Consider the following 15,643-nt stretch of genomic DNA (forward strand, 5'->3'; position numbering starts at 1 on the left):
CAGGAGATGCTATGTTCAACAAGAAAATGCCTTGGCTGGTACCTACCCTTGTAGCAACAGCCGTTACGCTAAACCTAAGTGGTTGCGGTTCAGATGATGATGAACCAACCGTTACCGAAACCCCACCCGTAGTTCAGCCTCCAGCAGAAACAGGCCCCACTTTCCCAGAAGGGGCAATAATGGTTGAAGCAGGTGATAATCTCACCATCAGTATTCAAGAAGCCTTAATTAATGCCCAGAGTAACGATGTCATTGTCCTTCCAAAAGGTAATTTTAAAATAGAATCAACATTATTGTTTGATGGTGATGTCGACGGCGATGGCAGTTTTGCTAAAAACATTACCATCATGGGCTATGGGCAAGACGAAACCGTTTTAGATTTTTCAGAAGCCAATTCGGGTGATGGCATATTCGTTCAAAATGCCGTCAACATCATTATTCAAGACTTATCAGTAAATGAAGCAAAAAATAACGGTATTAAACTCAAAAATACCAACGGCATAATTTTACGTCGCCTTGCAACAGTATGGGAAGGTGAGTTAGATGAGGGAAATGGTGCTTATGGCCTTTACCCTGTTGAGTGTGAAAACATTTTAATCGAAGACACTTATGTACGAGGTAGTGCCGATGCCGGTATTTATGTCGGGCAATCACAGTACATCGTTGTCCGTCGAAACATAGCAAAAGAAAACGTTGCCGGTATTGAAATTGAAAACTCAAAATATGCTGATGTTTATGACAATGAAGCTATGGGCAACACAGGCGGTATTTTAGTATTTGATCTACCAATTAATAACCACCGCTATGGGTCAAGTGTTCGTATTTTTAACAACAAAGTATACGATAATAATACCTTAAACTTTGCTAATGCATCCTCTAATCCAGCTGGTGTTCATATCGTACCACCCGGCACAGGGGTGATTGTGTTGTCCACCGATGATGTCGAAATTTTCAATAACGAAATCACTAACCACGACACTGTTGGTCTCACCATTTCAAGCTTTTTCATTGCCGAGCCCGATATCAGTACCTTTGTCGGAAATTACGGTCAACCGGGCCAAGCCATTGATGATGGTTGGCGCCCTACTCCTCGAAATATTTCAATCCATGACAATGTCATCACAGATTATGGCCAAAAACCAAAAGGTTATTTAATTGAAGACATTATCAAAGCTTATGTACTAACCCATGGCGCATTACCGGGTATTTTATATGATGGTTTGGGTGAAATGTTGTCAAATAATGGCACCGCTGCATACCTAGGGCTACAAGAAACGCCATTCAACCCTGATGGAAGCGATAATGTCTGTGCCCAAAATAATGGTGATGTCAGTTTAGGACGGTTATTTGCCAATAGTAATACAGACATGAACATCGCTGACGTCTTATATGAAAAAACACAAACTGACTTAATGAATTGTGCCCAAATCAGTCTACCGGTTCACACTGTGACTTTCGGCGATGAAATATTTGGTTGTGGTGTGGATGATGATACTGAAGGCTGTGATGGCGGAAACTTAATCGGTGGAGGCGGCTCTATTGGCGAAGGTGAAGGTGGCCTTGAAGGCGATGGGGATCTGAGCCTATGTACTGCATCTGGTGATAACGTCAGCTGGGATGCTTTACTAAAAGCTAACTGCCCTAAGTTATCGGACTACAACTTATTTGCAGATATGACCAACCCAACAGCGTCGCCAAACTCGAACGGTTTACCGTACGATCTTAACACGCCTTTATTTACTGACCATGCCACTAAATATCGCTTTGTATATTTACCTGATGGCACCAAAGCCGATTACACAGAGAATGAGTCTTTTGACTTCCCTGTAGGGACAGTCATCAGTAAAACGTTTGCCTTACCGCAAAACACCAATAACCGCGGCTTTGCGAATGAAGACGTGATTGAAACCCGTTTGCTTATCCATCGCGAAACAGGTTGGAGCGCCCTACCTTATGTATGGAAAGCCGATAAATCTGATGCCATGTTGGCAAAAGCTGGTGCTATCCAAGGTAAGCAAGTCACGCATAATGGAGAAATGTTAAACTTTGATTATGTAGTACCAAGCATGAATCAATGTAAGCAATGCCACCAATTCAAACCTGATGCCGACAGTAATGCGGTGTTCATGCCTATTGGTCCAAAAGCTCGTCACTTAAATCGTGATTATACCTACAGTGATGGCGTCATGAACCAACTATCTAAATGGCAAGCAGCAGGAATATTACAAGGGGTACCTAACTTAGCCGATGTAGATAAAGTTCCAGAATATCAAGATGGCGATGAATTAAATATTGCATCAATGTCAGATACTGAACTCATGGCAGCAGCCAAAGGTTACTTAGATATTAACTGTGCGCATTGTCATCGCCCCGAAGGTAATGCATCTAATACAGGTCTTAAATTAGAGTATTGGAGAAGTTATGACGATGACGCAGGTTTCTCGCACGGCACGTGTAAGTCTCCTGTTGCCTATGGCGGTGGCAGTTTAGGCTATGATGTTGTGCCAGGTAAGCCTGAAGAGAGTATCTTGCACTTCCGTATGGAGACCAATGACCCAGGTGATAGAATGCCAGAAATTGGTCGTAGCTTGTCCCATGATGAAGGTGTGGCACTTATTAGCGAATGGATCAAGCGACTACCTGCTGCGTCTTGTTCTTAGACTAGCAGTAATCTATAGAGGATGAGCGAGTTTCATCCTCTTCTTTTCATCCGCAATTTATTAACCCACTGCATTAAACCAGCAACATTGAACCAGCAACATCCAATTCAAGCCACCGCTAACACTAGGATACTCTCGATGCCGCATTGTCCTTTATTCATTCAGAAAAAATTATTCATAAAGCTGTTAATCATAATGACCGCTTTCACATTAATTGCATGTGGCGGCTCAAACTCAAGTGACACAGATACCAGCTCAACAACCCCATCACTCCCAGATACAACACCAACGACTCCCGCTCAGCCAGATGATTCTAATGATGTGTGTTTGCAAACCAGTACTGAGGTCAATTGGGCGGCGTTAATGGCTAAAGACTGCCCTCAATTAAGTGATTACGGCTTGTTTACCGACCCCAGTATCCCCACTCAATCACCGACAGAACCTGGAATAGCATATCAATTATCAACGGAATTATTCTCCAATTATGCCAGTAAATACCGTTTCCTATTCGTACCTGACAACCTGCAATTAACTTACATGCCAGAGCAGGTTTTTGATTTGCCAATAGGCAGCGTGTTAGTTAAAACATTCGCTTTGCCTTTTGATACACAAGCAACAGGCGAAGATAACGAAAAGTTAATCGAAACAAGACTATTAATCCACCGAGAAACAGGCTGGACTGCCCTTGCTTACCAATGGCAGGCCAATGATAAAGCTGAATTAATTATTGCAGGCGCTAAAGTGGCACATACCCTCAATAATCAAGGTGAGTCCATTAGCTTTGACTACGCTATCCCCAGTAAAGTTGAGTGTAAAATTTGTCATCAAACAACACATATGGACACCAGTATTATTCGTCCTATCGGTCTTAAAGCTCACTTACTCAACCGAGAAATAGCAACACAAACGGGTATACAAAATCAATTAATCTTATGGGTTGAAAAAGAGTTACTCAGTAGTATGCCGGCACTCGACACAGTCGATAAGTCTTACCCTTTGCATGATAGTTCCGCCTCTTTAACAAATCGTGCCAAAGGTTATTTAGATATCAATTGTGCTCATTGTCATCACGAGGGCGGCTTTGCCAGTATTTCTGGTTTAAGACTGAATTATAGCGTCGACCATACTTCATTCGAATACGGTGTATGTAAGCAACCTCCAGGCTGGGATGGTGGGCCAAATGGTTTGGCTTACGATATTGTTCCCGGAAATGGAGAGCGCTCAATTGTTCATTATCGCCAGCGCTTAAATGCGCCAAAAGATAGGATGCCACCAATAGGAAGAGAAATCATTCATACCGAGGGAACAGAGTTAATCAAACGTTGGATAGATAGTATGTCGCCGACCATTGGGCTTTGTGAGTAAAACGGGATTACTCCATGTGTAACTGGTTAAGCCTTAAAAAATGTCCAGGAGGATAACCTAACCAATGCTTAAAACTCTGCCTAAAATGACTAACATCGCCATAACCAAGGGTTTCAGCAATATCTTCAATAGGCAGTTCATCAGCTAAAATAAGGTTAATTGCTGCTTGGCATCTCACTTGATCGACTAATTTTTGATAAGTCGTGCCAGCAGCGGATAGCTTTCGCCTTAGGCTTCGATCACTCATATGCATGGTTGATGCAAAGGGGTCTAATTTGGGGGGAGTCGGCATACAAGCTCGTATATGAGTTAACACCTCGTCAATGAAAGAAATACCATCAGGTACCGCTATTTGAGAAAGTTGATCAAATTGATAATCAAGCGGCGTTTTCAACACATCAAGATTGATCCCCCATTCAAAAAAATCACAATCAAACGTCATTTGGGCCCCAGTAATTTGGCTCAAAAAAACTGTGGCATGCGGCGCAGAGGCAAAATGAATTTCGTCAATATTTACTGACGCTTTAACGAGTTGCCTTGCAGCACCCAATAACGCACATACGCTATGTTGAAACTGAAAAGAAAATTTATCTGCAGAGACTTTACCCGTGTTAAGCCAGCGTACCCAAAGTGTTGAGTCTTCTACTCGTATAAGTGTATCGGCAAAACTGCCAGCAAGATCGGGATTTTTAATGACAAACGTTAAGCATTCACCCAAGGTAGTGAACTGGTCAAAGAAAGGAAGTAATACATCGAGCGTTGAAACTTGGTAACTTGCCCCTAGTCTAGCGCCGATTTCATGATCTGGGCTTAAAGTGCGTAATTGCTCCATCGCAAACTCAACTTGCCATACATAAACAAACTGCATAGCGCTGAGTTCCGATGGCCCTAAGCCCAGTTGCTGGTAAATTTCATTAGCAACACTCTCACCGAGGTGAGTTTCAATAAAGTTCAGTAAATTTCTCAATTCAAAAGCGGGATAACATTGGTCACCCACCATCATATTGGCTTTATATCCTGACTCTTGTTGCATTTATACCCTTGTTATTTAATTGTGCTTTCGCGTTCCATCAAACGATTAATAACACCATCAACCGATAATGACGCTCCATGTGCGATTTTATCAGCGAGCTTTTTCTTCATTTGATATTTAATTTTAATAACTTGATGCTCTTTAACTAAACTCAAAATAACGTCATCACTGGTAGAAATAGCATCAATTAATCCTAGCTCAATAGCTTGCTGACCATACCAATGCTCACCAGTTGCGACCTTAGCAATATCCATTTCGGGGCGATATTTGCTCACAAACTCTTTGAATAAAACATGGGTTTCTTCAAGCTCTTCTTGAAACTTCTCACGACCCTCATCTGTATTCTCACCAAACACAGTTAATGTGCGTTTAAAGTCACCTGCTGTATGCTGCTCATAGTCGATATCATGTTTTTTAAGTAAACGACTAAAGTTTGGTAATTGCGCAACAACGCCAATAGAACCAACGATAGCAAAAGGAGCGGCATAAACTTTATCTGCAACACATGCCATCATGTAACCACCACTGGCAGCCACTTTATCAATACAAATTGTCAGTGGAATATTGGCTTGTTTTAATCTATCTAGCTGACTTGATGCCAACCCATAGCCATGGACCATGCCACCGCCACTTTCGACATTCACTAATACTTGGTCATCTTTTTCTGCTATGGTTAAAATCGCAGTGACTTCCTCACGTAAAGCAGCAACTTCCCCAGCATCAATGCTGCCTTTAAAGTCGATAACAAACACCTTTGACGGCGTTGTTTCATCTTTTTCAGCCGCTTTTTCGTCAGCTTTTAATTGCTTTTCGTAAGCCTTGTATTGTTTTTTAGAGAGCAGTTCTTCCTTTAACTCTTTTTCTAGCTGTTTAAGCTCATCGGTCATGTTCGTTAACTTTAGCTCACCTTTGTCTGCTTTTTGTTTCATACTGCTAGCTAAAACAACAATGACAACTGCAAGGATGGCGACAACGATAGTGACGGCTTTAGCGAGAAACATGCCGTACTCAGATAAAAACTCCAAAATACACTCCATAAAGAAAAACGTTATTAGCGCTATCTTAGCAGGAACTTAAACCATGTAGACAATAAAAAACCCAGCTGGTGCTGGGTTTTTAATCAATTAACGATGAAATATCATTAATTAGCTACAAGGTACAAGCACATCAGGATTATCAACTAGAATCGTCGCAGCCCCTAAGCCTGCAGTCTTGGCAAAAGCAGCAACTTGAGATTGCATTTCAACTGTTGCTAGTGCAGCCATGCCATCGGTAACGCCATCAATTTCATCAGGGCTCACTAGCGAGCTGTGATGACCTTTAGCGAAACGAACAACACCAGAACCTGCATTAGTTGAACTGACACAACCTAGACCTAAACCAGAGATTAACGGCTCACTACCTGATAATGGGAAACCTTCAACCATATTAGGTAATACTTGATCAGGTAAGTTACCCGCACCATCTCCTGCGACTTCAATAAGGTGCACAGGTAATTGTGTATCAGCAAGTGCTGCTGCATGGTTTAATGGGTCTGCTGAGTCAACCGCCGTTTGTACTGCGAAAGCGAATGTTGGAATGAAGGCAGAGTAAACGGCTTGAACTAGTGCTTCATACTCAGGTGTACCAGGCTCATAGCCCGCTTCATTAGCTTCTTCAACTAACTCCATGAATGCTTCAGTACCTGTCACAGTATCAAATAATACTGGTCCAAAAGTAGCTGAACCAGCAAATGAACCTGCTAGACCACCTGCTGGTGCCACTAATGATGCCGCATTAATACCATAAGCATTAGGTAATTCAGTACCCGTTGTAGGGTCAACTAAACCAGTTGAAGCGTACGTTGATAACGTCGTACCTACAATGCCACCTAAGCTTAAGCCTTGAGCACTGATTTTACTGATATCAAATACTTGCTGGCCACCCGCTTGAGCAATTTCTGTATACATACCTGTTAACAGTAGACGTAAACTTAAATGATCAAGGGTTGCTTGACGGAAGTTATCACGCACAGTAAGCGTACTCGCCACATTGACAAAAACTAATGGGTTACCGTTGGCATACTGAGGACCAAACAACTCGCTCGTTGCCGAGATGTCATAAACGCCATTACCTGTTGCATCGTATGAGCGATCGCCATGAAGTGGCATATCAATCGCAATCGTCGCAACACCAGCTGCAGCATAAGTACCAGCGTACGCTAATGCCATTTGCTTAGTTCCACCAAGACCATGTAAAGCCATAACCGTTGGCCAACCATTCGTCGGTGCAGCAAAAGGTAATCCAGCTTGTGCACTAAATGCCGCCAATTTAGCCGCATTTGGTAAGGTGATCTGAACTGTAACGTCTTCATAGCCCATTATCGCTGGGATAGGGTTAAACTTGGTTAAATGTTTAGTTGGATCGGCATCAGTACCGTCGTCTAACTTCCAAATTTTACCTGCCATAAGCGCAGGATTTTGCAGCGCAGCAGCTGGATCAACGCCTTGAGCGACAGCTTGAGAACTAAAGTTAGCAACACTCATTGAGCCAGAATCAAGTGCTAATAATACTGAAACAGGACTATCACCATAAGCATGCCAACGACCATTTGGCGCTGTAGGTGCACCATCAACAATCGGAATTGTACAACTAGCAGAAGAACAATCACCGTAAATAGGCATACGAACTACTGCGGTATAAATTTCTGCTATGTCAGAAACGACATAAGCAAGGCCATCTTCAACCGTTAAACCTGCCGCTTGCGCCACAGTAACCACACCACCGAATCCGTTATCCATTGGCATTGGAGGCTGAACAAATGCAGGCTTGTATGGATCGCTTGAAGCCATTAACAATTTAGTTGTCTCGTAAACATCTGCAACAGACTGCGTAGTGAATAAACCTGAATAAGAAACAGTTTCAGCATCTACACCGTGTTCAGCAGCTAACCCTTTCTCGTAGCTATTCACTAAACCTTGAAGTAAAAGTTGCTCATCAGTTTCTAACGGCTTAGTGTCAATATCGAGTTTCAGTAATGTATAAGTACTCGATGGCTCAATAGAACGACCTGCAGAATCTTGAATAAGATCCGTCGTTGCATAAATATATGATTGATTAGGTTTTAAGGCTTTAAGCGGCACAATGGCAATTGTGTTACCTGAAGCTTGCGCGATGAAGTCAACGCCAAACTGAAGTTCTGCGCCAATCTTACATGCTGAAAGTGTTAACGCATCTGTACACTCTGGATCAGTTGATAATGCGCCACCAACAGTTGCTTCAAATAGGCGTACAGCGCCAGCTTGGAAAACTGAAGCTGCATCGATTGTTAACATCTCACCTGAATTATCAGTCGCAAGATCAACTGTGATTGAAATTGGAGATGTTGTAGACCAACCATCTAATGCACCTAAGGCAAGAGTTGGGTCAACATAGTCAATACCGTCTTCACCAGGAATCGCTAACGTACCATCTGTTGTACCGTTAAATAAAAGGTCATTTGGTAATGGCACTTCACCTGCTGCAGGATCAAATACCATTTGAGAGAATGGAATGAGTGGCTCGACAGAATCTTTTGCTTCATTTGTACTATCTTCACTACAGCCGCTGAGCCCAAGAGCAGATGCAATAGCAACACCCAATATGAGTCTTTTCATCTTTTTTCCCCAAATCTTGTTGTAATAATTTTAATTTCCCCAAAAATTGGTCACAATAGCGTAAACACATGACCATAAGGACATATTTTTGTCCTTAACTCATCTCAAGTTAACGTAAAATTATTGAGTTAGCTACATATTTGTTACATGCGAAAGTGCTACACGTTAACATTTATCAGTCATTTGTTTAAAACGAACGTTTATCTTTTGTTCGAATCTAGATTTGACGTGCTTTTGCGGCCGAAGGAAAAATTGAACCATGTTGGAATATCAAGCTAAAAAAGATTTACTAAAAAATAAAACAATTCTTGTTACTGGCGCTGGTGCTGGGATAGGTCGTGTTGCAGCAATTAATTTTGCAAAACATGGTGCTACTGTCATATTACTAGGTAAAACAGTCAAAAAATTAGAAGCCGTTTATGATGAAATAGAACAAGCTGGTTATCCAAAACCTGCCATCGTCCCTTTAGACTTAAAAGGAGCCACAGAGCAAAACTATAAAGATATGGCTGATACCATCGCTGAACAATTTGGTCACCTTGATGGCGTACTACATAATGCCAGCTTACTGGGCGCTTTAGGTCCGTTTGAGCACATTGACTTAGCGTCTCTTGAAGATGTGATGAAAATTAACGTTATATCCCAAGTGATTATGACTAAAGCATTACTGCCAATTATGCGCTCTGCCCCTTCTGCTTCATTGGTGTTTACTTCTAGTAGTGTTGGCCGTAAAGGACGAGCTTATTGGGGGCCATATGCTTTTTCAAAATTTGCCACTGAAGGCATGATGGAAGTTTTAGCACATGAGTGTGAAGGTACCAATGTTCGTGTTAATAGTATTAACCCTGGTGCAACTCGCACAGAAATGAGAGCAAAAGCTTATCCTGGGGAAGATCCATTAACCTTAAAAACAGCTCAAGACATCATGCCAGTATATTTATATTTAATGGGCGATGATGCAAAGGATGTTAATGGTCAGCAGCTTAACGCTCAATAAGTCAGCCCTTTCAGCGACAACAAACAAATTAAATTGGTTATAAATTAACGATAAAAAAAGGGAGCAAACGCTCCCTTTTACTTTTGTGCTTTTTTAAAGCGAGTTAAAAACTGATTTGTTTCGCATTTTGTTCCACCAGCTTGTCACCAATACCCGCTACTTGAGTCAATTGATTAAGATTACTGAACTTACCATTTTTAGCACGGTAATCGACAATGGCCTTTGCCTTAGATTCGCCAATCCCTTTCAACTGCTGTAATTCAGCCGCGCTGGCTTTATTGATATTAACCTTAGCCATTTTTGAACTAGTCTGCTTAACAGTGTCATGTTGAGCTGCAACCTGTTTAGCAGTGCTATCCACTTGCTTTGCATGTAAGGGGGATTGGTACATCACAGAAATTGCGCAGKCGCATACAACGCCCACTAAAAATGAGTGTTTCATGTTGAACTCCTTTAGTCCTATATTAAGTCGATCTGCTTCCTTAATTCCTTGATCGACACTGCAGCTACTTAAGTAACAACTAAATAACTGTCATAAAACTGTAGTCAAAATTCACAACAGGTCAAATTTTACTCAACTCAACCCTATTTTTGTACCGTTAACGTGGCTCTGATTCGACTTTGTCTTTCGAAGAGCTGAGAACCGAAGTCGAAAAACGCTTCAATTCACCCAGAAGCTGCTGATGTATCTGCCCGAGCTTAGGTCGGTTAGACTCTTTAAATTTAAGAGGACGACATAGGTTCATCGCCTGATAGCCCAATCTAGCGGTTAACAAGCCCCCCCCTAAACCTTGTGCAAGTCTTGCTGAGAGTTTTCCGGTCATTTCAACGGATAGTAGCTGTGTACCTAAATCCGTTACGACTTCTGTTGTACCCGCATACACAATATTGACGATGATACTTCTGATAAGTTTTATTCTGCTCCAGTAGCCAAGTTCGATACCGTAAATATCTGCGATTGCATTAATCATTCGTTGATTACGCCACAATATTATTGCCATATCCAAAACGGCAAGTGGGCTTGCAGCTAGCAACAGTGCAGATTCAGCAGCAAAACGGCTCACGACTTGTTTTGCTTGCTCATCACGCTCAATCACCACTAAGTCATCAAACAGCATGACCATTTCAGCGTCATTATGTTCCTGAGAATTTATCGCAAGGTATTGTTGCTTACCTTTAGAGTCAGGGTATTGCTGAATCAAGGGGTCGATGAACCCCTTAGCTTCACCTCTTTGCATACTTTGACCCAGACGCTCACCGACTTCTTGAGCATCTGCAACCCCTCGCAGTGCTGTCAGTTTTCGCCATTCCGACAGCGTAATGCTCAGAGCCCACGCACAAATAACGCCCGTAACAGACATATAAAACCCAAATAGCCATGGGCTTTGTGTAAGCGCATTATTCAAGCCTAAAATTGTTTGAACAATCACCATAGCTAACATGCCGACTAAAGAAAGCTTTGCAAGTAACGACCAGCGCTTGGGCGATGACTTAGCCTCAAGGATATCAATATCTTCTGCCAATTCCGTCAGTGCACTTTCACAGATAAACTCAACTTCTTCAAAGGATTGACTTGGCTTAACATCAGTTTGCCCTTCAACAGAATCAGTACTAAAAACCTGCTGCTTTTTTAATGGTGTGTTCGATTGCGTCTCGTTTGACTGGTTCATTATTGTAATTTGTCCCCAAGTAAAAACTGCAGCAAGTGATCTAAACGAATATGCTCAAAACGCGGGTCTGAGATTGATGACTGAGTAGTTTTAGGTGGATTAAATGACACAAAGTTAAACCCTTGCTGGTGCCAAAAATTATCATCTGGTAGGGTTTGTGGCACTTCACCTGGGAATATTGTTAGCAGCTTATTGTCTTGATCCAATCCCCTAACCACTTCTTGCTCGCCACTTGCTGTTGTGACCATGCCATGTTGTGTGGCTTTAATTGCACTAATCGCCATAGTTTCGACTTCGCAGCCCTCATAATTGGCAAAATGTTGGCTGTGTTTTAATAAGTCACCCAATAAGTTAAGCACATGACCTTGTTGATCACGTGTCACTCTATCCACTTTACTCGCAGCAAATAATAACTTATCAATTTTAGGGGAAAACAACCGCTTCAGCAGGCTTGATTGACCAAAATGAAAGCTTTCAACAATACTATTTAGCGCATTGCCCATATCTTTAAATTGAGCTTTACCACTGTTTAAGCCATTAAAACAATCCACCAACACTAATTGGCGATCGAAGCTAGCAAAATAATCACGATAAAATGGCTTTACAACAACGGATACATACTCTTGATATCGGTTTTTTAACACTTGGAAATAGCTGTTTTCTGGAGCAGATTCAAGTATCGCTAATTGATCCGAGCTTAAATTAATCAATGGGAAAAATGCCAGCAGCGGAGTGTCAGCAAACTCACCTGGCAGTAACATACGACCAGGCTGCGCAAGATAAAAACCATGTTGATGAACCAAATCAAGTAATAGTTTTTGATATAAATCAGAAATTTGCTTTAATTTATGCTCGTCAGCTGTCTCGGTGAGCGCTAGAGCATTGAGCGCAACTTCAAAATCTGCAAAATGTTCAGAATGTTGCAAACGACTCTTTACTTGAATTTGTGATTCTACCCATTGCGAATACGATTGCTTAAGCATAGGTAAATCGAGTAGCCACTCTCCAGGATAATCAACAATATCCACGTATAAGGTGGCGGTTTCGGTTAACTTAGCAAGTAACCCTTTTCTTGGGCGATATTTAATCGCTAACCTAAGCTCGGAGATATTTCTGGTTGATGCAGGCCACTGGGCTGGTGATTGCGTGAGCGCATTTATCGCTCCTTGATAATCAAAACTAGCAATCGCAAGATCAGGCTGCATTGCTCGCTTAATACCAATCAACCTATTTTCTCGAGACACTTGCCATAAAGGTAATGGGTTATTTTTAACATTACTGCCCGCATGCAACATCTGATTGACTAAGCCAGTAATAAACGCTGTTTTACCTGCACCAGATAATCCCGTGACAGCGAGACGTACATGCCTATCTGTGCTTCGGTGAACAATTTGCTGGGTCTTTTTAGAAATTTTACTGATAGAACGATCAATAAAGCTCATATTGTCTCTCAAAATTCAATGAAATAGCATTCATCAGCTGCAAGAAGTGGTTAAGAATTAATATAACATTAAGGTAAAAGCAGAAAAACTCAAGGGCGGTAAACCGCCCATTGGAATGATTAGTCGAGGCCAATAATGATGAACTTAATTACCAATATTTTAAAACACGCCTCACGACTAGATTAAACTAAAACAACCTTGATACAGCAAACTACAAGTTATTGATTTCTCTTTTTAAATCAAAATTATCAGAAGTCACATGGCGTTCTAGTCGTTGCAGTCTTATTTCTAAAGCATAAAACTGACTATTCACTTCATGTAAAGCTCGTTTAGCGGGTTCTCCAGCCTGCCAAACCTTCTTTTTCACTCCAATATCCTTGTGGTTTTTCGCATGTGTTGTGTCTTCTGGTTTAATGTCCAAAATCATCCATAGTGCTATGTATATGACGATTACCGGACCTCCGCCACCCAATAAGAATATTGAGATAGCCAACACACGCACCAACCAGGTTTCAAAGTTAAAGTAATCGGCAATCCCTGCACATACACCTGAAACCTTACCAGTTTTGGGAATACGGTATAAAGTACGACCGTTAGCTTTGCTCATCTTTTCCCCTCCATTCTGGTGCTTCTGTATCTAAAATAGCTTCCAATGTTTCGATTCGCTGGCCCATTTTATCTGCTTGGGCAATTAAATCATTTAGTTGAGTAAACTCCGCCTCAGTGAGCCCCTGGCTCACTTGTCGCTTACTGCGATAATGAAGAACCAACCAGATAGGTGCCACAATTACTAAAAAAATGATAATTGGGGCAATAAGAAGATCCATATCCATAACTCACCTCTGAAAAAAGTTTACTTGTCTGATTTAGTTTTTGATTTAGGCGCTGACTTTGCTTTAACTTTCGCTTTTAACGCTTCAAGCTCTTCATTAACAGAGTCTTCAGCTTCTAATGCTGCGAATTCATCAGCCAGATTACCTTTTTTACCTAGGTCATAAGCTTCTACTTGTGACTCTAAGCCTTCTACACGGCGCTCGTAGTTTTCAAACTTCGCCATCGCATCGTCAATTTTGCTTGAATCAAGCTGCTTTTTCACTTCTAGGCGTGAAGAGGCAGTTTGCTTGCGCATAATAATCGTTTTTTGACGCGCTCTTGCATCATTAAGCTTCTCTTGAAGTTGTTCAACTTCTTGCTTAAGACGGGCAATATGCTCTTCAACTACTTGAAGCTCCATTTCAAGTGTTTCTAGCATGGTCACTGTTTTTTGTTTCTCAACCAGTGCCGCTTTAGCAAGGTCTTCTCTATCTTTAGATAAAGCAAGTTCTGCTTTTGCTTGCCAGTCGATAACTTGTTCTTGTACTCGGCTGATACGGCGGAGTAATTCTTTCTTTTCTGCTAATACTTTTGCAGACGTTGAACGAACCTCTACCAGCGTGTCTTCCATTTCCTGAATAATCAGGCGTACCATTTTTTCTGGATCTTCTGCTTTATCTAATAAAGCGCTGATGTTTGAATTAATGATATCTGCAAAGCGTGAGAAGATTCCCATAATGTTTCCCTCAAATATTTTGTTAGTGTCGAAGTTTATTATTCACAACCTGTGCCAACTTTACAAAAACATTATATTTCAATGATATAACCAAAAAATTAACTTTTTCTTTATTTTAGTGCGTTAGCCAACTATTATGATTTTCACCACTTGTTAGCGTATTAGACTAAAAATTACAGTGACTAGACAATTTGAGCAAGACAATCTTATCGGACAATCTAATGCTTTGTTAGAAGTTTTAGAACACGTGTCTAAAGTTGCCCCACTTTCTAAACCCGTATTAATCATCGGTGAACGTGGTACAGGTAAAGAGTTAATTGCCGAGCGATTACATTACCTATCTGCGCGCTGGGATCAAGAGTTCATTAAACTAAACTGTTCTTCTTTAAGTGAATCTTTATTAGAGAGTGAGTTGTTTGGCCATGAATCTGGTGCTTTTACTGGGGCTAAAGGAAAACATGAAGGCCGATTTGAACGTGCGGATGATGGTACGTTATTTTTAGATGAGCTTGCTAATACCTCTGGTCTTATTCAAGAAAAGCTATTACGTGTAATTGAGTATGGTGAATTTGAACGTGTTGGTGGCAGTAAAACGGTACAAACCAATGTTCGTTTAATTTGTGCTGCAAATGAAGATTTACCAACCTTGGCAGAAAATGGTGAGTTTCGCGCAGATTTACTCGATAGACTGGCGTTTGACGTCATTACCTTACCTCCGCTTCGCTGTCGTACAGAAGATATTATGCCGTTAGCGGAATATTTTGCTGTCAGTATGGCAAGACAACTAGATTTAGACTTTTTTGGTGGTTTTAGTCCTGTGGCTATTGAACAACTAATGAGTCACCGATGGCCAGGTAATATTCGCGAGCTTAAAAACGTGGTCGAGCGAAGCGTTTATCGTCGTGGCTCAGAAGGGGATGAAATTGACCATATTATTTTAGACCCATTTGCTTCCCCTTACCGCCCGACAAAACGTGTTAGAACACGAGAACGTCAGCAAGAGCCTGTCGCTAAGCCAAATATGATTGATGATGCATCAACATCATCTGAACAAGATACTAATGTGGAGCCTAGTACTTCAAACAATAATGCTGCAGACAATAAAGTAACCTTCCCGATTAATTTTAAGGAACACACAGAAAACTACGAAGTTGAATTATTAAAAAGTGCTCTTTCTGAAAGCCAATTTAATCAAAAGAAAACAGCTGAGTTACTAGGCTTAAGCTATCATCAACTACGTGGGATATTAAAAAAATATAATCTGTTGGAGAAGGCTTAATATGATATTTGCT

General features: G+C 41.3%; 13 protein-coding genes. 4 read left to right on the plus strand and 9 right to left on the minus strand.

What is annotated here, in order from left to right; genetic code table 11:
- Positions 1 to 11 precede the first annotated feature (11 nt).
- A complete protein-coding gene (locus tag A9267_RS04480; RefSeq protein ID WP_065108357.1) occupies positions 12 to 2,660 on the plus strand; it encodes a parallel beta-helix domain-containing protein in 2,649 nt (882 codons plus the stop codon).
- 195 nt (positions 2,661 to 2,855) lie between these two features.
- On the plus strand, positions 2,856 to 4,025 hold the full coding sequence (locus A9267_RS04485) for an SO2930 family diheme c-type cytochrome (RefSeq protein WP_231919045.1): 1,170 nt from the start codon (positions 2,856 to 2,858) through the stop codon (positions 4,023 to 4,025).
- Positions 4,026 to 4,032: 7 nt separating this feature from the next.
- On the opposite strand, the gene A9267_RS04490 is transcribed toward A9267_RS04485, so the two are convergent.
- From A9267_RS04490 to A9267_RS04500, 3 genes are all read right to left on the minus strand, one after another.
- The gene (locus A9267_RS04490) at positions 4,033 to 5,058 is read right to left on the minus strand and encodes an AraC family transcriptional regulator (protein ID WP_065108359.1); all 1,026 of its coding nucleotides are present in this window, start codon (positions 5,056 to 5,058) and stop codon (positions 4,033 to 4,035) included.
- 11 nt (positions 5,059 to 5,069) lie between these two features.
- On the minus strand, positions 5,070 to 6,083 hold the full coding sequence (gene sohB, locus A9267_RS04495; RefSeq protein WP_065108360.1) for a protease SohB: 1,014 nt from the start codon (positions 6,081 to 6,083) through the stop codon (positions 5,070 to 5,072).
- Positions 6,084 to 6,203: 120 nt separating this feature from the next.
- Positions 6,204 to 8,693 carry a VolA/Pla-1 family phospholipase gene (locus tag A9267_RS04500; RefSeq protein WP_065108361.1) on the minus strand — a complete coding sequence of 830 codons (2,490 nt, stop codon included), beginning with the start codon at positions 8,691 to 8,693 and terminating at the stop codon, positions 6,204 to 6,206.
- 259 nt (positions 8,694 to 8,952) lie between these two features.
- Between A9267_RS04500 and A9267_RS04505 the strand changes: the two genes are divergently transcribed.
- A complete protein-coding gene (locus A9267_RS04505) occupies positions 8,953 to 9,690 on the plus strand; it encodes a YciK family oxidoreductase (RefSeq protein ID WP_065108362.1) in 738 nt (245 codons plus the stop codon).
- A gap of 103 nt (positions 9,691 to 9,793) precedes the next feature.
- On the opposite strand, the gene A9267_RS04510 is transcribed toward A9267_RS04505, so the two are convergent.
- From A9267_RS04510 to pspA, 6 genes are all read right to left on the minus strand, one after another.
- Positions 9,794 to 10,132 (minus strand): ComEA family DNA-binding protein, encoded by a 339-nt coding sequence (locus A9267_RS04510; protein ID WP_065108363.1) that lies wholly within the window; start codon positions 10,130 to 10,132, stop codon positions 9,794 to 9,796.
- Between the two features lie 157 nt (positions 10,133 to 10,289).
- On the minus strand, positions 10,290 to 11,360 hold the full coding sequence (locus tag A9267_RS04515) for a TIGR01620 family protein (protein ID WP_065108364.1): 1,071 nt from the start codon (positions 11,358 to 11,360) through the stop codon (positions 10,290 to 10,292).
- Positions 11,360 to 12,802: a YcjX family protein gene (locus A9267_RS04520; RefSeq protein ID WP_065108365.1), complete on the minus strand. Its 1,443-nt coding sequence runs from the start codon at positions 12,800 to 12,802 to the stop codon at positions 11,360 to 11,362. Before A9267_RS04520 ends, A9267_RS04515 begins: the two co-directional genes overlap by 1 nt.
- A gap of 211 nt (positions 12,803 to 13,013) precedes the next feature.
- Positions 13,014 to 13,409, minus strand: coding sequence for an envelope stress response membrane protein PspC (gene pspC, locus A9267_RS04525; protein ID WP_055023860.1), 396 nt, complete (start codon positions 13,407 to 13,409; stop codon positions 13,014 to 13,016).
- A complete protein-coding gene (gene pspB / locus A9267_RS04530; protein WP_119968372.1) occupies positions 13,396 to 13,635 on the minus strand; it encodes an envelope stress response membrane protein PspB in 240 nt (79 codons plus the stop codon). Before pspB ends, pspC begins: the two co-directional genes overlap by 14 nt.
- A 20-nt stretch (positions 13,636 to 13,655) precedes the next feature.
- Positions 13,656 to 14,351, minus strand: a complete 696-nt coding sequence (gene pspA / locus A9267_RS04535) for a phage shock protein PspA (protein WP_055023861.1) — start codon at positions 14,349 to 14,351, stop codon at positions 13,656 to 13,658.
- Between the two features lie 178 nt (positions 14,352 to 14,529).
- Between pspA and pspF the strand changes: the two genes are divergently transcribed.
- On the plus strand, positions 14,530 to 15,630 hold the full coding sequence (gene pspF, locus A9267_RS04540; RefSeq protein WP_065108366.1) for a phage shock protein operon transcriptional activator: 1,101 nt from the start codon (positions 14,530 to 14,532) through the stop codon (positions 15,628 to 15,630).
- The last annotated feature ends 13 nt before the right edge of the window (positions 15,631 to 15,643 follow it).

The organism is Shewanella sp. UCD-FRSSP16_17 (assembly GCF_001675935.1).
GTDB lineage: Bacteria > Pseudomonadota > Gammaproteobacteria > Enterobacterales > Shewanellaceae > Shewanella > Shewanella japonica.

Excerpts from the sequence above, each read along its gene's own strand:
- A9267_RS04520 (WP_065108365.1), bottom strand. The coding sequence starts at position 12,802 with ATGAGCTTTATTGATCGTTCTATCAGTAAAATTTCTAAAAAGACCCAG.
- A9267_RS04505 (WP_065108362.1), top strand. The coding sequence starts at position 8,953 with ATGTTGGAATATCAAGCTAAAAAAGATTTACTAAAAAATAAAACAATT.
- A9267_RS04485 (WP_231919045.1), top strand. The coding sequence starts at position 2,856 with ATGACCGCTTTCACATTAATTGCATGTGGCGGCTCAAACTCAAGTGAC.
- A9267_RS04515 (WP_065108364.1), bottom strand. The coding sequence starts at position 11,360 with ATGAACCAGTCAAACGAGACGCAATCGAACACACCATTAAAAAAGCAG.
- pspC (WP_055023860.1), bottom strand. The coding sequence starts at position 13,409 with ATGAGCAAAGCTAACGGTCGTACTTTATACCGTATTCCCAAAACTGGT.
- A9267_RS04500 (WP_065108361.1), bottom strand. The coding sequence starts at position 8,693 with ATGAAAAGACTCATATTGGGTGTTGCTATTGCATCTGCTCTTGGGCTC.
- A9267_RS04490 (WP_065108359.1), bottom strand. The coding sequence starts at position 5,058 with ATGCAACAAGAGTCAGGATATAAAGCCAATATGATGGTGGGTGACCAA.
- A9267_RS04480 (WP_065108357.1), top strand. The coding sequence starts at position 12 with ATGTTCAACAAGAAAATGCCTTGGCTGGTACCTACCCTTGTAGCAACA.
- pspA (WP_055023861.1), bottom strand. The coding sequence starts at position 14,351 with ATGGGAATCTTCTCACGCTTTGCAGATATCATTAATTCAAACATCAGC.
- pspB (WP_119968372.1), bottom strand. The coding sequence starts at position 13,635 with ATGGATATGGATCTTCTTATTGCCCCAATTATCATTTTTTTAGTAATT.